This window comes from Blastococcus tunisiensis (genome assembly GCF_900112815.1).
Taxonomy (GTDB): domain Bacteria; phylum Actinomycetota; class Actinomycetes; order Mycobacteriales; family Geodermatophilaceae; genus Blastococcus_B; species Blastococcus_B tunisiensis.
Genome location: NZ_FOND01000001.1, coordinates 1 through 24449, shown reverse-complemented (window position 1 = coordinate 24449; position 24449 = coordinate 1). Strand labels below are relative to the sequence as shown.

The following is a 24449-nucleotide window of genomic DNA, read 5'->3' as shown; positions in this document are numbered from 1 at the left end:
GTGCAGAGCCCTTCCGCCCCGGTCCGCCGGACGCCGCCCGCCCCGGCGATCGCCGCCGCGGTGCTCGCCCTGCTGAGCGCCTTCGTGCCGGCGGTGTTCGCGCTGGCCGCCCTCGCCTTCTCCGGCGGGGAGCTCGAGGGCCCCGACTGGCTGCTGATCGCCGTGCCCGTGCTGCTGGTCCTGGGACTGCTGGTGGGCGGGCTGCTGCTGCTGCTCGGCCGGTCCTGGCTGGTGCTGGCGCTGTCCGCCGGCCTGCTCACCGCGCTGCTGCTCTACGGGTACGCCTCCGGGGGCTGGGGCGCCGGCGCGTTCGGCGTCTTCGTCGTCCTGGTGCCGCTGCTGACGACGGTCCTCGCCGTCCTGCCCCGCGTCCGCTCCTGGGTGGCGGCCCGGCGCACGGCGCCCTGACGGCGGCAGGCCGACGGCAGGTGAGGCGCGTCGTTCCCCCGGGGGACGGCGGGAACGGGTGGGCAGCCGCTAGCGTCGCTCCCGTGACGAGCAACGAGACGGGCCGGGCGGAAGCGGACGCGGTCGTGGTGGGAGCGGGCCTCGCCGGCCTGGTCGCCACCGCGGAACTGGCCGACGCCGGCCGACGGGTGATCCTCCTGGACCAGGAACCCGAGGCGTCCCTGGGCGGGCAGGCCTTCTGGAGCTTCGGCGGGCTCTTCCTGGTCGACTCGCCCGAGCAACGGCGGCTGCGGGTGCACGACTCGCTCGAGCTGGCCCGGCAGGACTGGTTCGGCACCGCCGGGTTCGACCGCGACTCCGACCACTGGCCGCGGCAGTGGGCCGAGGCCTACCTGCAGTTCGCGGCGGGGGAGAAGCGCTCCTGGCTCAAGGAGCAGGGCATCGGCTTCTTCCCGGTGGTCGGCTGGGCCGAGCGCGGCGGGTACACCGCCACCGGGCACGGCAACTCGGTGCCCCGGTTCCACATCGTCTGGGGCACGGGCCCGGCCATCGTCGAGGCCTTCGCACGGCGGGTGCGGGCCGCGGTCGCGGCCGGGCGGGTGGAGCTGCGCTTCCGGCACCGGGTGTCGGGGCTGGTGATCACCGACGGGGCAGTGACCGGGGTCCGGGGTGCGGTGCTGGAGCCCAGCGGCGTCGCCCGCGGCGAGGCCAGCTCGCGGACCGAGGTCGGCGACTTCGAGATCACCGCGCAGGCCGTCGTCGTCACCGCCGGGGGCATCGGCGGCAACCCGGACCTGGTGCGCCGGAACTGGCCGGCCCGGCTGGGCCCCGCGCCCACCCGGATGCTCTCGGGTGTCCCGGCGCACGTGGACGGCCACATGCTCCAGGCGACGCAGGACGCCGGTGCCAGCGTGGTCAACGGCGACCGGATGTGGCACTACACCGAGGGCATCGCCAACCACTCGCCGGTCTGGGCCAACCACGGCATCCGGATCCTGCCGGGCCCGTCGTCGCTGTGGTTCGACGCCACGGGCAACCGGCTGCCGGTCCCGCTGTTCCCCGGGTTCGACACCCTGGGCACCCTGGCCCACATCGGCACCACCGGCTACGAGCACACCTGGTTCATCGCGACGCACAAGATCGTGGAGAAGGAGTTCGGGCTGTCCGGCTCCGAGCAGAACCCCGATCTGACCGGCAAGGACGTCCGGCTCCTCGCCACCCGGGTCAGGGCCGGCATGGCCGCGCCGGTGCAGGCCTTCCTCGACAGGGGCGAGGACTTCGTGGTGGCCGACACCCTGCCCGAGCTGGTCGCCGGGATGAACCGGATCACCGGTGGCACGCCGGAGCTCGACCTGGGCCGGATCGAGCGGGAGATCGTCGCCCGGGACCGCGAGATGGCCCACGAGTTCGGCAAGGACATGCAGGTCAACGCCATGCGGGCGGCGCGCAACTACCTCGGCGACAAGCTCATCCGGGTGGCCCAGCCGCACCGGATCCTCGACCCCGAGGCCGGTCCGCTGATCGCGGTGCGGCTGAGCATCATCACCCGCAAGACGCTCGGCGGGCTCGAGACCGACCTCTCCGGCCGGGTGCTCCGGCCCGGCGGCGAGGTGTTCCCGGGGCTGTACGCCGCCGGTGAGGTGGCGGGCTTCGGCGGCGGCGGGATGCACGGCTACCGCTCGCTCGAGGGCACGTTCCTCGGCGGCTGCCTGTTCTCCGGCCGGACGGCCGGCCGGGCCGCCGCGGCGGCGCTGTGAGCGGACCCGGCGGCACGGTGAGCGGACCTGGCGGCTGGGGCCCGCCGGGGTCGAGCCCGTGGGCCGACCCGGCCACGCCGACGCAGCCCGGCCCGCCCTACCCGGGCCCGCCGCCGACCGGCCCGCCCGCGTACGGCCCGCCCGCCTACGGCCCGCCGGGTCAGCCCTGGGGGGCCCCGCAGTGGGGGCCGCCCCCGTACGGCTACCCGCCCGGGCCGCGCCGCCCGCAGCGGCCCGGCCAGGTCGTCACCGCGGCGGTGCTGGCGTTCGCCCAGGCCCTCGTGGTGCTGGTCGCCTCGCTGTACCTGTGGTTCTTCGCCTCCGTGGCCGAGCTGGCCGCGGCGGAGGCCGGCGGGATCTACGCGCCCGGGACCGTGGACGCGCTGGCCTCCGAGGGCACCGCGCTGGCGCTCGTGCAGCTGCTGTCGGCGGTGCTGCTCATCGGCGCCGGGGTGTGGGCGCTCAACAGCCGCCGACGGGCGGCCGGGGTCCTGCTGCAGACCGCGCTCGGCCTGCAGGTGCTGCTCGCGGTGTACTGGGCGGTGCGGCTGAACAGCGAGGTGGGCGGCTACGAGACCGAGGGGACCATCGCGGCCTTCGCGCTCTTCTTCGCCGCCGGCCCGCTCGTCGGCCTCGGCATGCTCCTCGCCGGTCCGGGCCGGCGCTGGTTCGACGGCACCGCGCGGGCCTGAGGGCCCGGCACGGCAGACTGGACGGCATGTCCACCGCTCCGTCCGCCGAACCCGCCCTCGATCCCGAGGTCGCCGCACTGCTGACGCACGACGACGCCGGCCTGGTGGCCGCCGTCGTCCAGCAGCACGACACCGGCGAGGTGCTGATGGTGGCCTGGATGGACGACGAGGCGCTCCGGCGCACCCTGACCACGGGCCGCGCCACCTACTGGTCGCGCAGCCGGGGCGAGTACTGGGTCAAGGGCGAGACGTCCGGCAACCGCCAGTGGGTGCGGGAGGTCCGCGTGGACTGCGACGGCGACGCGCTGCTCCTGCTCGTCGACCAGGAGGGCGCTGCCTGCCACACCGGCGAGCGCAGCTGCTTCTTCCGGACCGTCCCGGCGGTGGAGGGCGACCCGGCGGGGGCGGGGCAGCGATGAGGTTCGGCGTCACCACTCCCTCCGCCGAGGAGTTCGCCGCGCTCGACGGGGCGGTCGTCCCGGTCACCCGCAAGCTGCTGGCCGACAGCGAGACCGCCGTCGGCGTCTACCGCAAGCTGGCCCGGAACCGGCCGGGCACGGTGCTGCTGGAGTCGGCCGAGCAGGGCAAGCGGTGGGCGCGCTACAGCTTCGTCGGGGTGCGCAGCGCCGGCGTCCTGACCGAGCGCGACGGCGTCACCGAGTGGCTGGGCGACGACCTTCCGGGGCTCACCGACGACCTGCCGGAGGACCCGCTCGCCGCCGTCCGCACCCTGGCCCGGCGGCTGCGGTCGCCGCACCGCGACGGGCTGCCGCCGCTGACCGGGGGACTGGTCGGGTACCTGGGCTACGACGTCGTCCGCCGGCTGGAGCGGCTCCCGCGGACCAGCGCGGACGACCTCGGCATGCCCGAGCTGGCGATGATGCTGGTGACCGACCTGGCCGTGCTCGACCACACCGACGGCTCGGTGCTGCTGATCGCGAACGTCCTGCGGGGCGGAGGCGGCTACGACGACGCCGTCGCGCGCCTGGACGCCATGGCCGCCGACCTCACCCGGGGCACACCGCCGGGGGTGGCGGTGCTCGAGCGCGCCGACCCGCCGCCGGTGACCAGCAACCTCGCGCCCGGCGCCTACGCCGACGGCGTGGAGCGCATCCGCGAGCACATCCGCGCCGGGGACGCCTTCCAGGTGGTGCTGGCCCAGCGGTTCGAGCTGGCCACCGACGTCGACGCGCTGGACCTCTACCGGGTGCTGCGGGCGACCAACCCGTCGCCCTACATGTACCTGCTGCGCTTCGCCGGCCGCCGCTCGCCGTTCGACGTCGTCGGCTCGTCGCCGGAGGCGCTGGTGACCGTGACGGGCAGCTCCGCCGTCGTGCACCCGCCGGCCGGCACCCGGCCGCGCGGCGCGACGCCGGAGGAGGACGTGCGGCTGGCAGAGGGCCTGCTGGCCGACCCCAAGGAACGGGCCGAGCACGTCATGCTGGTCGACCTCGCGCGCAACGACCTGGGCCGGGTGTGCGTCCCGGGCACGGTGGAGGTGCCCGACTTCATGCGGGTCGAGCACTACAGCCACGTCATGCACCTGGTGTCGACGGTGGCCGGGACGGTGGCGCCGGAGCACGACGCCCTCGACGTCTTCGACGCCACGTTCCCGGCCGGCACCGTGTCCGGGGCGCCCAAGCCGCGGGCCATGGAGATCATCGAGTCGCTGGAGCCCACCCGCCGGGCGCTCTACGCCGGCACCGTGGGGTACGTCGACGCCGGCGGCGACATGGACATGGCGATCGCCATCCGCACTGCGGTGCTGCACCAGGGCCGCGCCTACGTGCAGGCCGGGGCCGGCATCGTCGCCGACAGCGACGCGGCCACCGAGGAGGCCGAGACCCGGCACAAGGCGCGCGCGGTGCTGTCGGCGATCGCCACGGCCGAGGGCCTGCAGGAGCTGCGGTGAGCGCCACGCCCACGGCGGCGCGGCGCGAGCTGACCGCTGCCGTCGGCGGCTCGGGGCTGGCCGGGGCCCTGGCGCTCGTCGCCGGCGGCCAGACGTGGGTCGAGGTGACCGCGGAGCGGGTGCCACCGCTGCCTCCGCTGGTCGAGGCGTTCCCCGGCGCCGACGCGGCACCGCTCGTCCCCGCGGCCGGCCTGCTGCTGCTCGCCGCCGCGCTGGCGCTGCTGGCCGTGCGCTCGGTCGCGCGGGTGGGGCTCGGCCTGGTGATGGCCGTCGCCGGGGGCGTGCTGGCGTGGTCGGGGATCCGGGCGCTGTCCGGGGGGCTGGGGGCCGGCCTGCTCGACGGGGCCGGCGGGGCGGTGACGAGCACCGACGTGAGCGCGGCGGGGCCGGTGCTGGCCGCCCTCGCCGGTGTCCTGGCCGTGGCCGCGGGGCTGGTCGTCGTGCTGCGCGGCCGGGCCTGGCCCGGCATGGGACGGCGGTACGAGCGGTCCCCGGAGCGGGCGGCGGCCGGCCGCCGGGAGACCGAGGAGGACCGGGCCCAGGCGGCCTGGAAGGCGCTGGACCGGGGCGAGGACCCGACCGCATAGCGGAACCGGTCGACACCGGTTCAGCCGCCCCCCGGCCGGGGCGCGAGATCGTCGCCTCTACAGTGGATCGCACCCATCCGCCCGGTGAGGGGACGTTTTCTCGTGCGACATCCGGAGGACCGCGTGAGCTTCCGCACAGCGGCATCGGCAGGCTCGCGGTCGTGAACGTGCTCGACGAGATCGTCGCCGGCGTCCGCGCGGACCTCGCGGTCCGCGAGGCGGCGACCCCGCTGGCGGAGGTCAAGGCCGCCGCGCTGGACGCCCGCCCCGCGCTCGACGCCCTGGCCGCCCTGCGCGCCCCCGGCGTCGGGGTGATCGCCGAGGTGAAGCGGCGCAGCCCGTCCAAGGGCGACCTGGCCGACATCCCCGACCCGGCCGACCTCGCCCAGCAGTACGCGGCCGGGGGAGCGCGGGTCATCTCGGTGCTCACCGAGCGCCGTCGCTTCGGCGGCTCGCAGGCCGACCTCGACGCCGTGCGCGCCGTGGTGGACGTGCCGGTCCTCTGCAAGGACTTCGTGGTCACCAGCTACCAGGTGCACGAGGCGCGGGCGCACGGTGCCGACGTCGTCCTGCTGATCGTGGCGGCGCTCGAGCAGAACGCGCTCGTGGGCCTGCTCGAGCGGGTGGAGTCGCTGGGCATGACGGCGCTGGTCGAGGTGCACACCGAGGCCGAGGCCGACCGGGCGATGGAGGCCGGTGCATCGGTCATCGGCGTCAACGCCCGCGACCTCACCACGCTGCAGGTCGACCGCTCCACCTTCGAGAAGATCGCTCCCGGCCTGCCGTCGGGCGTCGTGAAGGTGGCCGAGTCCGGCGTGCGCGGCCCGCACGACCTGATCGGCTACGCGGCGGCCGGCGCCGACGCCGTGCTGGTCGGGGAGGGGCTGGTCACCGCCGGGGACGCCCGGCAGGCGGTCGCCGACCTGGTCACGGCCGGCAGCCATCCCGCGACACCGCGCACGACGCGCTGACCCCCGGCACCGCAGGCGGGGCGCGGCGCGGGACACTTGTGGCATGACGACGACCAGTCCGACGACGCAGCCCGGGGAACGTGTCCTGCCGGCGCGCCCGGACTGGCCAGACGCCACGGGCCATTTCGGCATCTTCGGCGGCCGGTTCGTGCCCGAGGCGCTGATCGCCGCCCTCGACGAGCTGACCGAGGCCTACGAGGCGATGCGGGTGGACCCCGCCTTCCTCGCCGAGTTCGACCGCCTGCAGCGCGACTACACCGGCCGCCCCAGCCCGGTCACCGAGGTGCCCAGGTTCGCCGAGCACGCCGGCGGCGCCCGGATCCTGCTCAAGCGCGAGGACCTCAACCACACCGGCTCGCACAAGATCAACAACGTGCTGGGTCAGGCCCTGCTCACCAAGCGGATCGGCAAGCAGCGGGTCATCGCGGAGACCGGCGCCGGGCAGCACGGCGTGGCCACGGCGACGGCCGCCGCGCTCATGGGCCTGTCCTGCACGGTGTACATGGGCGAGGAGGACACCCGGCGCCAGGCGCTCAACGTCGCCCGCATGCGGCTGCTCGGCGCCGAGGTGATCCCGGTGACCACCGGCTCGCGCACCCTCAAGGACGCGATCAACGAGGCCTTCCGCGACTGGGTGACCAACGTGGAGACCACGAACTACGTCTTCGGCACCGTCGCGGGCCCGCACCCGTTCCCGGCGATGGTCCGCGACTTCCAACGGGTCATCGGCGACGAGGCGCGCGAGCAGGTGCTCGAGCGCGAGGGGCGGCTGCCCGACGCCGTCCTGGCCTGCGTGGGCGGCGGCTCCAACGCCATCGGCATCTTCACCGCCTTCGTCCCCGACGACGGCGTGCGGCTGGTGGGGCTGGAGGCCGGCGGCGACGGCGTGGACACCGGCCGGCACGCGGCCACGATCACCGGCGGCACGCCCGGCGTCCTGCACGGCGCCCGGTCCTACCTGCTGCAGGACGACAACGGCCAGACGACGGAGTCGCACTCCATCAGCGCCGGCCTGGACTACCCCGGCGTCGGGCCGGAGCACTCCTACCTGCACGACATCGGCCGGGCGGAGTACCGGCCGGTCACCGACGCCGAGGCGATGGAGGCCTTCGCGCTGCTCTGCCGGACCGAGGGCATCATCCCGGCGATCGAATCCGCGCACGCGCTCGCCGGCGCACTCGTCCTGGGCCGGGAGCTGGGGCCGGACGCGCTGCTGCTGGTGAACCTCTCCGGCCGCGGCGACAAGGACGTCGAGACGGCGTCCCGGTGGTTCGGTCTGGGCGACCGCGAGGAGGTCGACCCGGGCCCCGGCCTGGACACCGACCAGCAGCCGACCGACGGAGCCGTGACGCAGGGCGACGCGGTCGCCGGGCCGGCCGCCGGGGACGAGCTGTGAGCGCTGCCGAGAACGACGGGGGAGTGAGCATGGCAGCGAGCGCCGGCGAGCGAGGGGAGCGAGCCGGGAGTCGAGGTAGTCGACTCGCCGACCGCATCGCCGCCGCGCGGACGGAGGACCGGGCCGCGCTGATCGCCTACCTCCCCGTGGGGTACCCGACCGTCGAGGAGTCGATCGCCGCGATGGTGGCCGCGGTCGAGGGTGGTGCGGACATCGTCGAGATCGGCGTCCCGTACAGCGACCCGGGGATGGACGGGCCGGTGATCCAGGAAGCGGTGGACGCCGCCGTCCGGGCCGGCGTGGGCATCCGCGACGTCCTGCGCGCGGTCGCCGCGGTCGCCGGGGCCGGGGCCGTCCCGGTCGTGATGAGCTACTGGAACCCGATCGAGCGCTACGGCGTCGAGCGGTTCGCCGCCGACCTGGCCGCGGCCGGGGGAGCGGGCGCCATCACGCCCGACCTCATCCCCGACGAGGCCGCCGACTGGATCGCGGCCGCCGAGGGGCACGACCTCGACCGGGTCTTCCTCGTCGCGCCGTCCTCCACCGACGCCCGGCTGCGCTCGACCACGGCGGCCTGCCGCGGCTTCGTCTACGCCGCCTCGACCATGGGCGTCACCGGCACCCGCGCCACGGTCGGCGACGCGGCGGAGGAACTGGTGCGCCGCACCCGTGAGGCGGCGCCCGGCCTGCCCGTGTGCGTCGGGCTCGGCGTCTCGAACGGCGACCAGGCGGCCGAGGTCGCCTCCTTCGCCGACGGCGTGATCGTCGGCTCGGCGTACGTGCGGGAGCTGATCGAGGGCCGCGGCGCCGACGGCGTGCGGGCCCTGTCCCAGGACCTGGCGAAGGGAGTGCGGCCGTGACCGGCGTCGTCGACACACTGGCCGCGATCCCCAGCCCGACCCAGGGCGTGTGGGAGCTCGGGCCGCTGCCGTTGCGGGCCTACGCGCTCTGCATCGTGGCCGGCATCGTCGCCGCCGTGCTGCTCACCGAGAAGCGCTGGGTGGCGCGCGGGGGAGCACCCGGCGACGTGCTGGACATCGCCGTGTGGGCGGTGCCGTTCGGGATCGTCGGTGGCCGGATCTACCACGTGATCTCCAGTCCCCGCGCCTACTTCGGCGAGGGCGGGGACCCGATGCGGGCGTTCGCCATCTGGGAGGGCGGGCTCGGGATCTGGGGGGCCATCGCCCTCGGCGGGGTCGGCGCCTGGATCGCCTGCCGGCGGCGCGGGATCCCGCTGCCGGCGTTCGCCGACGCCCTGGCGCCCGGGCTGCTGGTGGCGCAGGCCATCGGCCGGCTGGGCAACTGGTTCAACAACGAGCTCTACGGCGGGCCCACCGACCTGCCGTGGGCCCTGGAGATCTACCAGTGGAGCGGCGGCCGGGCCGTGCTCGGCGCGGACGGCGAGCCCATCCTGCTCGGCACGTTCCACCCGACGTTCCTCTACGAGCTGCTGTGGAACCTCGCGGCCGCGGTCTTCGTCATCTGGGCCGACCGCCGGTTCCGGCTCGGCCACGGGCGGGCCTTCGCGCTCTACGTCGTCGCCTACTGCACCGGCCGGTTGTGGATCGAGCTGCTGCGCACCGACCCGGCCGAGACGTTCTTCGGCGTCCGGCTCAACGTGTTCACCTCGATCGTGGTCGGGCTGCTGGCGCTGGGCTACTTCTTCTGGCAGCGCGGGAAGCCCCGCGAGGTGATCACCCGCGGCGAGGCGGACGTCCCTCCGGCGACGGCCGACCGGACCGGCGAACCGGCAGCCGAGCCCGATCCCGTGCACGACGACGACTCCCGCCGGGCCGGACCCGGCTGAGGCGCCGGCGGCCCGGTGAGAATCCCCTCGGTGAGGATGATCACCGGCCGGGGCCCCCGCAGCCGCCCGACGGCGGCCGGTGACCGCAGCGATCCTGCCGACGCGCCGCGCCGCGGGGTTTGGGCGGGTGAGGCACGTGTTACGGCTGTGTACCCTTCGCTCAGACCCGCCGGTGATCCTGGCCGGGTCGCACCGTCGGACCGGGCCAGCGTCGCCCCGCGGACGACAGCCCGTCGGCCACCCACCGATGGGCTCCAGCCTGCCGCGGCGGGATAGACGTCCCCCGGCCGCCGGCCTCCGCAGTGCCGCCCCGCCATGACCCTCCAGAGCAGGCCCCGCTCCACGCAGGCCCTGCAGACACCGGCCCCTCAGACCCCCGGCCCGGGCCACGAGCCCCCGCCCGCGACCTCCTCCGAGGCGCGGACGGCCGCCGACGACGGGAGTGACATGCCCGACCTCACCGCCCCCGCCGCTGCGACGTCAGCAGTTCCCTTCTCCGCCGTCCCGGCGAGGACGGGGCTCTACGACCCGGCGAACGACAAGGACGCCTGCGGTGTCGCCTTCGTGGCCGACGCCCGTGGCCGTCGTTCGCGGGCCATCGTCGCCCAGGGCCTCACGGCGCTGCACAACCTCGACCACCGCGGCGCCGCCGGGTCGGAGCCGAACTCCGGGGACGGTGCGGGGATCCTCACGCAGGTCCCCGACGCGCTGCTGCGCGCGGGCGTGGACTTCGACCTGCCGCCGCTGGGCGAGTACTCCGTCGGCATCGCCTTCCTGCCCGCCGACGAGGCCGAGCGAGAAGCCCGCTACGCCGACGTGGCCCGGCTGGCCGAGGAGGAGGGGCTGACCGTCCTGGGCTGGCGGGACGTGCCCGTCGATCCCGACGGCGCCGACCTGGGGCCCACGGCCCGCGCGGTCATGCCGCACTTCGCCCAGCTGTTCGTGGCCGAGACCATGGGCGGCCGGGCCGACGAGACGGCGTTCGGCGGGAACGTCACCTGCAACGGCGTGACCCGGCTCGAGCGGCGCTCCTTCGTGCTCCGCAAGCGGGCCGAGCGGGCCGCGGTCGAGGCCGGCAGCTCGCTGTACATCGCCTCGCTGTCCTCGCGCACGATCACCTACAAGGGCATGCTGACCACCGACCAGCTGCCGCTGTTCTTCCCCGACCTGCGCGACGAGCGCTACGAGTCGGCGATCGCCCTGGTGCACAGCCGCTTCTCGACCAACACCTTCCCGAGCTGGCCGCTGGCCCACCCGTTCCGCTTCATCGCGCACAACGGCGAGATCAACACCATCAAGGGCAACCGCAACCGCATGCGGGCCCGCGAGGCGAAGCTGGACACCGAGTTCTTCGACGGCCCCGCGGGGCCGTCGTCGGAGCTGGGGCTGGACCGGATCTTCCCGGTCACGGCCAGCGACTTCAGCGACTCGGCAACCTTCGACGAGGTGCTCGAGCTGCTGCACCTGTCCGGCCGGTCGCTGCCGCACGCCGTCCTGATGATGATCCCGGAGGCGTGGGAGAACCACGACGAGATGGACCCGGCCCGCCGGGCCTTCTACCGGTTCCACTCCTCGATCATGGAGCCGTGGGACGGGCCGGCCGCGGTCTGCTTCACCGACGGGACGCTGATCGGCGCCGTCCTCGACCGCAACGGCCTGCGGCCGGGCCGCTGGTGGCGCACCAAGGACGACGTCGTCGTGCTGGCCAGCGAGGTCGGGGTGCTGGACATCCCGCCCGCGGACGTGGTCGCGAAGGGGCGGCTGCAGCCGGGCCGGATGTTCCTGGTCGACACCGCCTCGGGGAAGATCGTCTCCGACGAGGAGGTCAAGGGCGCGCTGGCCGCCGAGCACCCCTACGAGGACTGGCTGCACGCCGGCCTGGTGCACCTGCCCTCCCTCCCCGAGCGCCGCCGGTCCCGGCCCAGCCACGAGTCCGTCGTCCGCCGGCAGATGCTGTTCGGCTACACCGAGGAGGAGCTGCGCGTCCTGGTGACGCCGATGGCGTCCTCCGGCGCCGAGCCGATCGGCTCGATGGGCACCGACACCCCGGTCGCCGCCCTGTCCGACCGGTCCCGGCTGCTCTACGACTACTTCGGCCAGCTGTTCGCGCAGGTGACCAACCCGCCGCTGGACGCCATCCGCGAGGAGCTGGTGACCAGCCTCGGCCGCACGTTCGGGCCGGAGCAGAACCTGCTGCAGGCCACGCCGGCCTCGTGCCGCCAGGTGTTCCTGCCGTTCCCGGTCATCGACAACGACGAGCTCGCCAAGATCCTGCACATCGACGACGACGGCGACCTGCCCGGCTACGCCGCCGTCCGGATCACCGGCCACTTCGACGTCAACGGCGGGGGAGCGGCGCTGGCCGAGGCGGTCGAGCAGCTGCGGACCAAGGTCAGCAAGGCCATCGCCGCCGGGGCGCGGATCATCGTGCTGTCCGACCGCGACTGCGACGAGAAGCGCGCCCCCATCCCGTCGCTGCTGATGACCGCCGCGGTGCACCACCACCTGGTGCGGGAGAAGACCCGCATGGAGGTCGGTCTCGTCGTCGAGTCCGGCGACTGCCGCGAGGTGCACCACGTCGCGCTGCTGCTCGGCTACGGCGCGGCCGCGGTCAACCCCTACCTGGCCTTCGAGTCCATCGAGGACCTGATCCGCGACGGCGCGCTCACCGGCATCGAGCCGGCGCAGGCCGTCCGCAACATGGTGAAGGCGCTCGGCAAGGGCGTCCTCAAGGTCATGAGCAAGATGGGCATCAGCACCGTCGGCTCCTACACGATGGCGCAGATCTTCGAGGCCGTCGGGCTCTCGCAGGACCTGATCGAGGAGTACTTCACCGGCACCTCCTGCCCGCTGGGCGGCGTCGGCATCGACGTCCTCGCCGAGGAGGTCGCCATGCGCCACCGGCGGGCCTACCCGGAGAACCCGACCGAGACTGCGCACCGCCGCCTCGAGGTCGGCGGGGAGTACCAGTGGCGCCGCGAGGGCGAGGTGCACCTGTTCAACCCCGAGACGGTGTTCCTGCTCCAGCACGCCACCCGCTCGCGGCAGTTCGACGTCTTCGAGAAGTACACCCGCACCGTCGACGAGCTCTCCGAGGAGGCCGCCACCCTGCGCGGGCTCTTCACGCTGCGCACCGGCGTCCGCCCGCCGGTGCCGATCGAGGAGGTCGAGCCGGCGAGCGAGATCGTCAAGCGGTTCAACACGGGCGCGATGAGCTACGGCTCCATCTCGCAGGAGGCCCACCAGACCCTCGCCATCGCGATGAACCGGATCGGCGGCCGGTCCAACACCGGCGAGGGCGGTGAGGACCCCGACCGCTTCACCCCCGACCCGAACGGCGACCTCCGCCGCTCGGCGATCAAGCAGGTCGCCTCGGGCCGGTTCGGCGTCACCAGCGAGTACCTGGTCAACGCCGACGACATCCAGATCAAGATGGCGCAGGGCGCCAAGCCCGGCGAGGGCGGCCAGCTGCCCGGCAGCAAGGTCTACCCGTGGGTGGCGCGGACCCGGCACTCGACGCCGGGGGTCGGGCTGATCAGCCCGCCGCCGCACCACGACATCTACTCGATCGAGGACCTCAAGCAGCTCATCCACGACCTCAAGAACGCCAACAACGACGCGCGGGTGCACGTCAAGCTGGTGTCGGAGGTCGGGGTCGGCACCGTCGCGGCGGGGGTGAGCAAGGCCCACGCCGACGTCGTCCTGATCTCCGGGCACGACGGCGGAACCGGCGCCGCGCCGCTGACCTCGCTCAAGCACGCCGGCTCGCCGTGGGAGCTCGGCCTGGCGGAGACCCAGCAGACGCTGCTGGCCAACGGCCTGCGGGACCGCATCACCGTCCAGGTGGACGGCCAGATGAAGACCGGCCGGGACGTCGTGATCGCGGCGCTGCTGGGCGCCGAGGAGTTCGGCTTCGCGACGGCGCCGCTGGTGGTCTCCGGCTGCGTCATGATGCGGGTCTGCCACCTCGACACCTGCCCGGTCGGCGTGGCGACGCAGAACCCGGAGCTGCGCAAGCGGTTCACCGGCCGGCCGGAGTTCGTCGTCACGTTCTTCGAGTTCCTGGCCGAGCAGGTGCGGTCCTACCTCGCCGAGCTGGGCTTCCGCTCGATCGACGAGGCGGTGGGCCACGCGGAGCTGCTGGACACCCGCAAGGCCGTGGGGCACTGGAAGGCGCAGGGGCTGGACCTCTCGCCGATGCTGGTGGTCCCCGAGCTGCCCGAGGGTGCCCCGCTGCGCCGGGTGAAGGAGCAGGACCACGGGCTGGACATCGCCCTGGACCAGACGCTCATCCAGCTCTGCGAGGGCGCGCTGCTCGACGCCCGCCCGGTCAGCCTGGAGCTGCCGGTGCGGAACGTGAACCGGACCGTGGGCACGATGCTCGGCTCGATGGTCACCCGCCGCTTCGGCGGGGAGGGCCTGCCCGACGGGACGATCGACCTCACCTTCGGCGGGTCGGCCGGCCAGTCCTTCGGCGCGTTCCTGCCGCGCGGCATCACCATGCGGCTGTTCGGCGACGCCAACGACTACGTCGGCAAGGGTCTCTCCGGCGGTCGGATCGTCGTCCGGCCGTCCCGCGAGGCGTCCTTCGCGGCCGAGGACAACGTCATCGCCGGCAACGTCATCGGCTACGGGGCCACAGGAGGGGAGATCTTCCTGCGCGGCCGGGTGGGCGAGCGGTTCTGCGTGCGCAACTCCGGCGCGCTGGCCGTCGTCGAGGGTGTCGGCGACCACGCCCTGGAGTACATGACCGGCGGCCGTGCGGTGATCCTCGGCGCGACCGGCCGCAACATCGCGGCCGGCATGTCCGGTGGCGTCGGCTACGTGCTCGACCTCGCCCGGCACCGGGTCAATCCCGACATGGTCGACATCGACCGGCTCGACGGCGAGTCCGCGCAGTGGTTGCGCGACGTCCTCGTGCGCTACGCCGCCGAGACCGAGTCCACGGTGGCGCAGGCGCTGCTGGCCGACTGGGGCCGGTGGTCCGAGCAGTTCAGCGTGATCATGCCCCGCGACTACCGCCGCGCCCTCGACGCGCAGCGGATGGCGGAGGCCAACGGCACCGACGTCGACCTGGCAGTGATGGAGGCAGCTCGTGGCTGACAGCACCGGTTTCCTGAAGTACGACCGCGGCCTGCCGCCGCGCCGTCCGGTCGAGGTCCGCATCCGGGACTGGAAGGACGTCTACACCGCGCGCCAGCACGGCGAGGACCCGCTCTTCCCGACCAAGGAGGTCCGCAGGCAGGCGGCGCGGTGCATGGACTGCGGCATCCCGTTCTGCCACCACGCCTGCCCCGTGGCCAACCTGATCCCGGAGTGGAACGACCTCGCGCGCCGCGACGACTGGCAGGACGCCATCGAGCGGCTGCACGCGACCAACAACTTCCCGGAGTTCACCGGGAAGCTGTGCCCCGCGCCGTGCGAGGGCTCCTGCGTGCTGAACCTGCAGGAGTCGCCGGTCACGATCAAGCAGATCGAGTGGGAGATCATCGACCGGGCGTTCGAGGAGGGCTGGGTCCAGCCGCAGACGCCGGCCCAGCGGACCGGCAAGAAGGTCGCCGTCGTCGGCTCCGGCCCCGCGGGCCTGGCCGCGGCCCAGCAGCTCACCCGGGCCGGGCACGACGTGACCGTCTACGAGCGGGCGGACCGGATCGGTGGGCTGCTGCGCTACGGCATCCCGGAGTTCAAGATGGAGAAGGCCGTCCTCGACCGGCGGCTGGACCAGATGCGCGCCGAGGGGACCCGGTTCGTGACCGGCGTCGAGGTCGGCGGGCCGGGTGAGGACGACCTGTCCACCGAGCAGCTGCGCGATCAGTTCGACGCCGTCGTGCTGGCCGGAGGCGCCACGGTCGGCCGGGACCTGCCCGCGCCCGGCCGCGAGCTGGCCGGCATCCACCTGGCGATGGAGTACCTGCCGTACGGCAACCGGCAGGCGCTCGGCGAGCTGGACGACCCGCCGATCAACGCCGCGGGCAAGCACGTGGTGATCATCGGTGGCGGTGACACCGGCGCCGACTGCCTCGGCACCGCGCACCGGCAGGGCGCCGCCTCGGTGACGCAGCTGGAGATCATGCCGGCGCCGCCGGACCGCCGCGCCGAGGACGTCAACCCGTGGCCGACCTACCCGATGATCATGCGGGTCTCCAGCGCGCACGAGGAGGGCGGCGAGCGGCTGTACTCGGTCAACACCGAGAAGTTCGTCGACGACGGCTCGGGCACCGTGCGCGCGCTCCTGCTGCACGAGGTCGAGCGGGTCGACGGCCGGTTCGCCAAGATCGAGGGCAGCGAGCGCGAGCTGCCGGCCGACCTGGTCTTCCTGGCCATGGGGTTCACCGGTGCGCAGCGCGAGGGTCTCGTCGACGGCCTGGGCGTGGAGGTCGACGGGCGGGGCAACGTGGCCCGCGACGAGGCGTTCATGTCGACCGAGCCGGGCGTCTTCGTGGCCGGTGACATGGGCCGCGGCCAGTCGCTGATCGTGTGGGCGATCGCGGAGGGCCGCGCCGCGGCCGCCGCGGCCGACACCTGGTTGACCGGCGAGTCGATGCTGCCGGCGCCGGTGACGCCCACGATGGTCGCCCTGCGATGAGCAGCCGGCGGCCCGGGTCCCCCCGCCGACACGCGGGCAGGACCCGGGCCGCCGGGGCCGGCAGTTCGTCTAGCCACTAGCGTTATCACCATGCCCCGCCGCGCCAAGATCGTCTGCACCCTCGGGCCCGCGACCAGTTCCCCGGAGCAGGTCACGGCCCTCGTCGAGTCCGGGATGGACGTGGCCCGGCTGAACTTCAGCCACGGGGCCCACGAGCACCACGCCAACGCCTACCGGCTGGTCCGCGAGGCCTCGGACGCCACCGGCCGCGCCGTCGCCATCCTCGCCGACCTGCAGGGGCCCAAGATCCGGCTGGGAACCTTCGCCGACGGGCCGGTGGACTGGCCGACCGGCGCGCAGGTCTGCATCACGACCGAGGACGTCCAGGGCACCGCCGAGCGGGTGTCGACCACCTACAAGAACCTCTCCGACGACGTCCAGGTCGGCGACCGGCTCCTGGTGGACGACGGCAAGCTGGCGCTCACCGTCGTGCGCGTGGACGGCCCCGACGTCTTCTGCCTGGTCGTCGAGGGCGGCGAGGTGTCGAACAACAAGGGGCTGTCCCTGCCCGGGGTGGCGGTGAGCGTCCCGGCGCTGTCGGACAAGGACGAGGAGGACCTCCGCTTCGCCCTGCACCTCGGCGTGGACTTCATCGCGCTGTCCTTCGTCCGCTCGCCGGCGGACTTCGAGCTGGTCTGCGACATCATGCGCCAGGAGGACGTCACCGTCCCGGTGATCGCGAAGCTGGAGAAGCCGGAGGCGGTCGAGAACCTCGAGGCGATCGTCGAGGCCTTCGACGGCATCATGGTCGCCCGCGGCGACCTCGGCGTGGAGCTCGCGCTGGAGCAGGTCCCGCTGGTCCAGAAGCGCGCGATCCAGGCCGCCCGCGAACGCAACAAGCCGGTCATCGTGGCCACCCAGATGCTCGAGTCCATGATCACCAACTCGCGGCCCACCCGCGCCGAGGCCTCCGACGTCGCCAACGCCGTCCTGGACGGCGCGGACGCGGTCATGCTCTCCGGGGAGACCTCGGTGGGGGCGCACCCCGTCGGTGCCGTGCGCACGATGGAGCGGATCATCGACGCCGTCGAGAGCGACCACCTGTGGGTCCCGGACGTGGTGCGGGTGTCCCGGTCCCGGTCGGGGGCCATCGTGCGGGCCGCCAAGGACGTGGGCGAGACGCTCGACGTCAAGGCGCTGGCGACCTTCACCCAGACCGGGGACACCGCGCGCCGGCTGGCCGCACTGCACCCGCGGCAGCCGCTCCTGGCCTTCACCGTCGACGCGCGCGTCCGGAGCCAGCTGGCGCTGTCCTGGGGTGTGGAGACGTTCCTGGTGCCGGAGGTCGAGCACACCGACGACATGGTCGCCCAGGTCGACTTCTCGCTGCTGTCCATCGGCCGGCTCCGGGTGGGTGACCGGGTGGTCGTCGTCGCGGGCAGCCCGCCCAACACCGTCGGCTCGACGAACCTGATCCGCGTGCACGAGGTGGGCACCGACTCGTGAGCGCTGCCACGGGGGGCAGCCAGGCCGCCGCGCTGCTCGCTGTCCTGGAGCTGGAGGAGCGCGAGCGCGACGTGTTCGTGGGGCGGACCCCGAGCACCGAGCGGCAGCGGATCTTCGGTGGGCAGGTGGCGGGGCAGGCCCTGATGGCCGCCGGGCGCACGGTCCCGGAGGACCGCGCGGTGCACTCGCTGCACTCCTACTTCCTGCGCCCCGGCGACCCGTTCGAGGAGATCCGCTACGAGGTGGACCGGATCCGCGACGGGCGGTCGTTCACGACGCGGCGCGTCGTCGCGCGGCAGCACCGCAAGGGGGAGGACGTCGCGATCTTCGCCCTGACCGCTGACTTCCACGCCGGCGAGCAGGCGGTCGCCGAGCACGCCACGCCGATGCCCGACGTCCCCGGCCCGGAGACCCTGCCCGGGACGGACGAGATCGTCGCCGCGCACGGCGAGCGCGCCGCGTGGATGGCGGCCATGGGCAACGTGGTCGACCAGCGCTTCCTGCAGGACCCGTTCACGGCGCCGCCCAAGTCGCCGCCGGACACGCAGACACGCACCTGGCTGCGGGTCGCCGGCGAGCTGGGGGAGGACCCCGCGGTTCATGCCGCGGCGCTCACCTTCGTCAGCGACCTGACGCTGCTGTCGGCGGGCTTCGCGCGGCTCGGCGGCGGGTGGCCGGACTTCGTGGGCGCCAGTCTCGACCACGCGGTCTGGTTCCACCAGCCCGTGCGTGCCGACGACTGGTTCCTCTACGAGACCGACAGCCCGGCCGCCTCGGCGGGCCGGGCCCTGTGCTTCGGCACGATCTGGTCGGCCGACGGCACGCACGTCGCCACGGTCGCCCAGGAGGGCCTCATCCGGTCGTTGAAGGACTGACGGACTCCTCGCCGGCGTCCTCCGCTGCCGTCTGCTCGGCTGCGGCCCGGTCTGCCGCTGCCTGCTCGGCTGGTGCCTGCTCGGCTGCGGCCCGGTCTGCCGCTGCCTGCTCGGCTGGTGCCTGCTCGGCGGCTGGCTGCTCGGCTGCGGCCTGCTCTGCCGCTGCCTGCTCGGCTGTCGCCCGCTCGACTGCGGCCTGCTCTGCCGCTGCCTGCTCGGCTGCCGCCCGCTCGACTGCGGCCTGCTCTGCCGCCGCCCGCTCCGCCGCCCGCTGGGCTTCCCGCTCGGCTGCCGCCGCCGCGAAGTCGGTCGCCAGGAAGTCGTGGTTCTCGCGCAGCAGCGCCCACACCCGCTCGACGTGGGCCGGCGTGGTCGCCGGGGCGCCGACGGCGACCCGCAGCACCGCCCGGCCGCCGACGGTGGTGTGCGTGAGGAAGACCTCGCCGCCGTCGTTGAGGCGTTCCAGCAGGGTCATGGTCGCGACGTCGGCGTCCACCTCGGCCGACCAGCGCGGCCGCAGGCAGACCAGCGAGAAGGGGTGCGGTGCGACGACGTCGAAGCGCTCGTCGGCGCCGGCCCACCCGGCCAGCTGCTGGGCCATGGCGACGTGCGAGCGGATGTGGGCGCGCAGGCCCTCGGCGCCGTACCAGCGGAGCACGAACCAGAGCTTGAGCGCCCGGAAGCGGCGCCCGAGGGGGATCTGCCAGTCGCGGAGGTCCACGACCGAGCCGGCGTCGGTGGCCGCGTTGCGGAGGTACTCGGGGAGGATGGCCAGCGCCCCGGTGAGCGCCGCGCGGTCGGCGACCCAGAACAGGGTGGCGTCGAACCCGGTGAGCAGCCACTTGTGGGCGTCGGTGGTGTAGCTGTCGGCCCACTCGACGCCGGCCTGCAGCTCGCGAAGCTCGGGCACGATCGCGCTCACGCCCGCGTAGGCGGCGTCCACGTGCAGCCAGACGCCGTACTTCTGGCAGATCGGCCCCAGTTCGGCCAGCGGGTCGATCGCCGTCGTCGACGTCGTCCCGACCGTCGCGCAGACCAGCACCGGGGTGTAGCCGCGGGCGACGTCCCGCTCGAGCCGGGCGGCCAGCGCGGCGGGTCGCATGGCCAGGTCCGCGTCGACCTCGACGATGCGGACGGCGTCGCTGCCGAGCCCGGCGATGCGTACCGCCTTCTCCATGGAGGAGTGGGTCTCCGCGGAGACGTAGACGGTGGCGCGGTCGGGGTCGACGCCGTGCCGGACGGTGGCACCGGTGCTGGTCCGGTGCAGCGCCGCCAGCAGGGCGACCAGGTTCGCACCGGAGCTGGAGTCCTGGACGACGCCCCCGCCGGTGCTGGTGGAGCGGAAGGAGGACGGCAGGCCGAGGAGCTCGGCGAACCAGTCCATGACGTGCTGCTCGACCTCGGTCGCCGCCGGGCTCGTCACCCACGACATGCCCTGGACGCCGAGACCGGCGGACACCAGGTCGCCGAGCACGGAGGGGCCTGAGGTGTTGGCGGGGAAGTAGCCGAAGAAGCCGGGGTGCTGCCAGTGCGTCGTCCCCGGGAGGACGACGCGGTCGAGGTCGGCGAGGACGGCGGAGAAAGGCTCGCCCTGCTCCGGCGCCTGCGCCGGCAGGGTCGCGCGGACGTCGCCGGGGGACACCTGCGAGCGGACCGGGAGATCGCCCACCCGCGACCAGTAGTCGGCGATCCAGTCGACCACCTCGTGGCCGTGCTGCCGGAACTGCTCGGGGGTCATGTGCGGAACGGGCTCGGTCACCAGATCACAGTATTGCCCGCGAGGAGCGGGGCCCGAGGGGTCCCCGACGAGCGAGGCGGCGGCAGGACGAAGGCGCTGGAACGCGAGCCGCCCTGCGAGGCAAGCTGCCGAGCGGGGGCCGGAGGCTCCCCGAGGTAGCGCGGGGAACGGCTCGACGCAGGTGGGGACGGCACGTGGAGGCGGTCGTCGTCCGGCAGGACGACAAGATCGCGGAGTGCCCCCGGTGCGACTCGAACGCACACTGCGCGGGTTTTGAATCCGCTCCCTCTGCCGATTGGGGTACGGGGGCTCGCCGGTCACCCGGCCGCCGCAGCAGCCTAGCGGTGAGGTGCCGGTGGGCCGGCCTGGATAGGCTGCCGCCGTGAGCAGCGAGACGATCCGGGTCATCATCGCCGAGGACGAGGCGCTCATCCGCCTGGACCTGAAGGAGATGCTGGAGGAGGAGGGCTACTCCGTCGTCGCGGAAGTGGGCGACGGCCAGCAGGCCGTGGACCGCGCGACCGAGCTCCGCCCCGACCTGGTCATCCTCGACATCCAGATGCCGGTGCTGGACGGGTTGTCCGCGGCCGAGCAGATCGCTGCCGCCCGGGTCGCCCCGGTGATCGTGCTGACCGCGTTCAGCCAGCGGGAGCTCGTCGAGCGGGCCCGTGACGCCGGTGCCATGGCCTACCTGGTGAAGCCGTTCTCGAAGAACGACCTGGTTCCGGCGATCGAGGTCGCGCGCGCCCGGTTCGCCGAGATGACGGCGCTCGACGGCGAGGTCCGCACGCTGGAGGAGCGGCTGGAGACCCGGAAGGTGGTGGAGAAGGCGAAGGGGCTGCTCATGGCCGAGCAGTCCCTCACCGAGGCTGAGGCGTTCCGCTGGATCCAGCAGACCGCGATGAACCAGCGCACCTCGATGAAGGCCCTCGCCCAGGCGATCGTGGATGCCGGGCTCCCGGCCGGTGCCCTGCCGGGCACCGCGGCGGAGGACCCGACCGTCTGACCGGCGTGTCGGGCCGTCGGCCCCGGCGTGTCCCCGTGGGGCGTCTGCCGGCCGATCCGTGTTCCGTCCCCCGCCTTCCTGCCGCCGCACCGGCGGAAATCGGCTAGATCACGACCTCATCACTATCGGTGCGAGGCCGGGTGCATCCCTTCCTTTGGCAGTTAGGTTCTCCGCACCGATCGGCGTCCGATCGGCGGTTCCGGCTCGTGGATCGCCCATCGGAACGCAGAGAACGATGACACTGGGAGTTCCTTGATGCGCACTGGCACCACTGCCCGCAGCATCGCCGTCACCGGTGCCGCCCTCCTCGCCATCACCGCCTGTGGCGGTAGCGATGACGAGGGCAGCACCGACGCCGGCGCCGACAGCGGTGAGAAGCAGGTCAACGTCTACGGCACCGACGGCAACATGGGTAACGCCCTCGGCGAGGACTTCTCCGAAGAAGGCGCACTGGCCGGGATGAAGGGCACCACGCCGCTCACCGACCTCTCCGACGACTTCAAGAACCGTCTCCTCGAGATCGACCCCGATCTGCAGGACTACAACTACGCCGGTGAGACGTACGACGCGGTGATCCTGACGGCGCTGGCCGCCCAGGCCGCCGGCAGCACGGAAGCCAACGTCTTCAAGGAGTACGTCAACGGCCTCACCTTCGGCGGCGACACCTGCACCGACTTCGCGTCGTGCAAGGAGATCCTCGACGCCGGCGGCAACGTCGACTACGACGGTGCTTCGGGTCCGCTGAGCTTCGCCGACCCGGGCGAGCCCGCGGAGGCGAGCTTCGGTCTCCTGCAGTTCGGTGACGACAACACCCTCGACGACGAGCTCACCTCGTTCGTCATCGCCGGTGACGAGGACAACGCCGCCACCGACGAGGGCCCGGCTCCGGCGCCCGCCGGCGCCACGGGTGACCCGCTGGTGATCGGCACGCTGCTGCCGCTGACCGGCAACCTGGCCTTCCTCGGCCCCCCGGAGGTCGCGGGTGCGGCTCTGGCCGTCCAGGACATCAACGCCGCCGGCGGGGTCCTCGGCCAGCCGGTGCAGCTGATCGAGGGTGACTCCGGTGACGCCTCGACCGACACCGCCACCCAGACGGTCGACCGGCTGCTGCAGAGCGGTGTCGACGCGATCGTCGGCGCGGCGTCCTCGGGCGTGAGCCTCACCGTCATCGACGCCATCACGCAGGCCGGCGTCATGCAGATCTCGCCCGCGAACACGTCGGACCAGTTCACGACGTACAACGACAACAACCTGTACTTCCGCACGGCGCCGCCGGACACGCTGCAGGCTCGGGCGCTGGCCGACCTGATCATCGAGGACGGCAACAACACCGTCGGCATCCTGGCCCTGAACGACCCGTACGGCACGGGCCTCGCGGAGAACACGGTGCAGAACCTGATGGACGCCGGTCTGTCGGAGGACGCGATCCAGAGCATCACCTACGACCCCCAGGCCGCGAACTTCGACTCCGAGGTCCAGGAGATGGTGGACTTCAACCCCGACGCCATCGTGGTCATCGGGTTCGAGGAGTCCTCGCGGATCATCGAGGGGCTCAACCAGAACGGCATCGGCCCGCAGCGCTGATCCCGTTCCCCGGGTCCCCGACCCGGTGAACCATCGCAGTGGCCCGGCACCGATCACGGTGCCGGGCCACTGTGCTGTCGTGGGGGCGGGGGTAGGGGCGAGGGGGCGGCACGGCGAGGTCACGGTGCGATGGTCGGCGGTCGCCCCGATCTGAGGCGGTCGGCCGTCCACAGCTGACCCGTGTGTCCACAGTCGGGATTCCCGCTGGTCAGATCGGTGCGGAGTGGATATCCTCGAACGCATGTTCGATCAGTCGCGGCTGAGCGTGGAGGACCGGCCCTCGGTCCTCGAGGCGTTGCTGCGCGCCACGCTGGCCGGCCGGTCGGCGCCCGCGGAGTCGTACGCGCCGCGGCGGCGGGTGCTGCTCGACAGCTTCTCCCCGCACATCTCCCGCCCGGCGATGAGGGCGTCCCTGGAGTCCGCCGCTGCCGCGACCGAACCGCAGCCCTCGGCGGCCGGGCAGGACACCGCAGCCGGTGCCGAACCGGAGTCGGGCGCTCCGGTGGGCACCCCTGCTGCGGACGAGTCCGACGCTGGATCGGCCGATGCGGGCGCGGCCGAGGCGGCTGAGTCCGACGCTGGGTCGGCCGATGCGGGCGCGGTCGAGGCGGGCGCCGCCGATGCTGCCGAGGTCGGCGCGGCCGCCGCTGGCGCCGGCGAGGTGGGCGCGGCCGATCCGGGCGGGGCGCAGGTGGAGCCGGAGTGCGCGGCGCTGGCCGGGCTGCTGGAGGCCGGGGCCGCGCACCTGGCCGAGGCGGGGGCGGCCTACCGGGCGCAGGGCCGGCAGGCGGCGCGGCAGGCGCGGGCGCTGGCGGCGTTCGCCGCGGCCCGGCCGGCGGCGGCGATGGACCGCCCCGACGGGGAGGTGGGGGCGGCGGCCGCGGCGTCGCGGGCGGCCCGACCGGCGGCGCTGACCGGGGTCAGCGAGTGGGCGGTGGACGAGGTGATGGTGGCCCTGGCGCTGTCCTCGCGGGCGGCGTCGACGCTGCTGGGCGAGTCGGTGGTGCTGGTGGAGCAGTTCCCGGCCACCGTGGCCGCGGTGGAGGCCGGCACCATCTCCTGGGCGCACGCCCGGATGCTGGCCCACGAGCTGTCCCTGCTCACCGACGACGCGCTGCGGGCGTCGGTGGAGGCCCGGCTGCTGGCCGGGGCCGGCGGGCGCACGGTCGGGCAGCTGCGGGTCTCCGCGCAGCGGGCGGTGCTGCGCGCGGACGCCTCGGCGGCGGTCCGGCGGCTGGCCGCGGCCATCAAGCGCCGGGCGGTGCGGGCCTATCCGGACAAGGACGGCATGGGCACCCTGTCGGCGTCGATGCCGCTGCCGGTGCTGCGGGCGTGCGAGGGGGTGCTGCGCCAGTACGCGCGGGAGTGCACCTTCCCCGGCGACGAGCGCAGCACCGACCAGCGGATGCTGGACTGCCTGGTCGATCTGCTGCTGCGCCCCGACGCCGCCGGCCGGCCACCGGTGCAGGCGCACCTGACCATCGTGGCCTCCGCCGGCACCCTCGCCGGGGGCGATGAGCCCGGGGAGGTCGACGGCCAGCCCGTCCCGGCGGCGCTGGTCCGGGAACTGGCCTACGCCCTGGGCCTGCTCCCGAGACCGCAACCCCCCGCCGATGCCGGCACC

18 protein-coding genes and 1 tRNA gene are annotated in these 24449 nt (G+C 73.9%); 17 read left to right on the top strand and 2 right to left on the bottom strand.

All coding sequences use genetic code 11. The features are described from left to right. The 14 genes from BM142_RS00095 to BM142_RS00030 all read left to right on the top strand — a co-directional run bounded on the left by BM142_RS00095 (position 1) and on the right by BM142_RS00030 (position 18497). Positions 1-408, top strand: a complete 408-nt coding sequence (locus BM142_RS00095) for a hypothetical protein (protein WP_139228722.1) — start codon at positions 1-3, stop codon at positions 406-408. 83 nt (positions 409-491) lie between these two features. Continuing rightward, the gene (locus BM142_RS00090; RefSeq protein WP_092194773.1) at positions 492-2165 is read left to right on the top strand and encodes an FAD-binding dehydrogenase; all 1674 of its coding nucleotides are present in this window, start codon (positions 492-494) and stop codon (positions 2163-2165) included. A gap of 17 nt (positions 2166-2182) precedes the next feature. Next, positions 2183-2857, top strand: coding sequence for a hypothetical protein (locus BM142_RS00085; RefSeq protein ID WP_139228721.1), 675 nt, complete (start codon positions 2183-2185; stop codon positions 2855-2857). A gap of 26 nt (positions 2858-2883) precedes the next feature. Continuing rightward, a complete protein-coding gene (hisI, locus tag BM142_RS00080) occupies positions 2884-3276 on the top strand; it encodes a phosphoribosyl-AMP cyclohydrolase (protein WP_092194771.1) in 393 nt (130 codons plus the stop codon). Beyond that, positions 3273-4769, top strand: coding sequence for an anthranilate synthase component I (locus BM142_RS00075; protein WP_092194770.1), 1497 nt, complete (start codon positions 3273-3275; stop codon positions 4767-4769). The genes hisI and BM142_RS00075 overlap by 4 nt, the downstream gene beginning before the upstream one ends. Then, a complete protein-coding gene (locus tag BM142_RS00070) occupies positions 4766-5356 on the top strand; it encodes a Trp biosynthesis-associated membrane protein (protein ID WP_092194769.1) in 591 nt (196 codons plus the stop codon). The genes BM142_RS00075 and BM142_RS00070 overlap by 4 nt, the downstream gene beginning before the upstream one ends. 161 nt (positions 5357-5517) lie before the next feature. Next, a complete protein-coding gene (gene trpC, locus BM142_RS00065) occupies positions 5518-6327 on the top strand; it encodes an indole-3-glycerol phosphate synthase TrpC (protein ID WP_092194768.1) in 810 nt (269 codons plus the stop codon). A 43-nt stretch (positions 6328-6370) separates the two neighbouring features. Beyond that, on the top strand, positions 6371-7723 hold the full coding sequence (trpB, locus tag BM142_RS00060; protein WP_092194767.1) for a tryptophan synthase subunit beta: 1353 nt from the start codon (positions 6371-6373) through the stop codon (positions 7721-7723). 29 nt (positions 7724-7752) lie between these two features. Next, entirely contained in the window at positions 7753-8583 is an 831-nt protein-coding gene (gene trpA / locus BM142_RS00055; protein ID WP_092195149.1) for a tryptophan synthase subunit alpha, read from the top strand. Then, positions 8580-9530 carry a prolipoprotein diacylglyceryl transferase gene (gene lgt / locus BM142_RS00050; RefSeq protein ID WP_092194766.1) on the top strand — a complete coding sequence of 317 codons (951 nt, stop codon included), beginning with the start codon at positions 8580-8582 and terminating at the stop codon, positions 9528-9530. Before trpA ends, lgt begins: the two co-directional genes overlap by 4 nt. Positions 9531-9977: 447 nt before the next feature. Further along, positions 9978-14633: a glutamate synthase large subunit gene (gene gltB, locus BM142_RS00045; protein ID WP_092194765.1), complete on the top strand. Its 4656-nt coding sequence runs from the start codon at positions 9978-9980 to the stop codon at positions 14631-14633. Continuing rightward, complete coding sequence (locus BM142_RS00040) at positions 14626-16116, top strand: glutamate synthase subunit beta (protein ID WP_092194764.1); 1491 nt, start codon at positions 14626-14628, stop codon at positions 16114-16116. The genes gltB and BM142_RS00040 overlap by 8 nt, the downstream gene beginning before the upstream one ends. Before the next feature lie 90 nt (positions 16117-16206). Beyond that, on the top strand, positions 16207-17622 hold the full coding sequence (pyk, locus tag BM142_RS00035; RefSeq protein ID WP_092194763.1) for a pyruvate kinase: 1416 nt from the start codon (positions 16207-16209) through the stop codon (positions 17620-17622). Then, the gene (locus tag BM142_RS00030) at positions 17619-18497 is read left to right on the top strand and encodes an acyl-CoA thioesterase (RefSeq protein WP_092194762.1); all 879 of its coding nucleotides are present in this window, start codon (positions 17619-17621) and stop codon (positions 18495-18497) included. Before pyk ends, BM142_RS00030 begins: the two co-directional genes overlap by 4 nt. On the opposite strand, the gene BM142_RS00025 is transcribed toward BM142_RS00030, so the two are convergent. Next, a complete protein-coding gene (locus BM142_RS00025) occupies positions 18475-20256 on the bottom strand; it encodes an aminotransferase class V-fold PLP-dependent enzyme (RefSeq protein ID WP_254790426.1) in 1782 nt (593 codons plus the stop codon). The genes BM142_RS00030 and BM142_RS00025 overlap by 23 nt on opposite strands. Before the next feature lie 215 nt (positions 20257-20471). Continuing rightward, positions 20472-20545 (bottom strand) — tRNA-Leu (locus tag BM142_RS00020). A 72-nt stretch (positions 20546-20617) separates the two neighbouring features. Between BM142_RS00020 and BM142_RS00015 the strand changes: the two genes are divergently transcribed. The 3 genes from BM142_RS00015 to BM142_RS00005 all read left to right on the top strand — a co-directional run. Continuing rightward, the gene (locus tag BM142_RS00015; protein ID WP_092194760.1) at positions 20618-21241 is read left to right on the top strand and encodes an ANTAR domain-containing response regulator; all 624 of its coding nucleotides are present in this window, start codon (positions 20618-20620) and stop codon (positions 21239-21241) included. A 255-nt stretch (positions 21242-21496) separates the two neighbouring features. Then, the gene (locus BM142_RS00010; protein ID WP_092194759.1) at positions 21497-22825 is read left to right on the top strand and encodes an ABC transporter substrate-binding protein; all 1329 of its coding nucleotides are present in this window, start codon (positions 21497-21499) and stop codon (positions 22823-22825) included. A 241-nt stretch (positions 22826-23066) separates the two neighbouring features. Continuing rightward, on the top strand, positions 23067-24449 hold a 1383-nt coding region (locus tag BM142_RS00005), incomplete at its 3' end, for a DUF222 domain-containing protein (protein WP_139228720.1).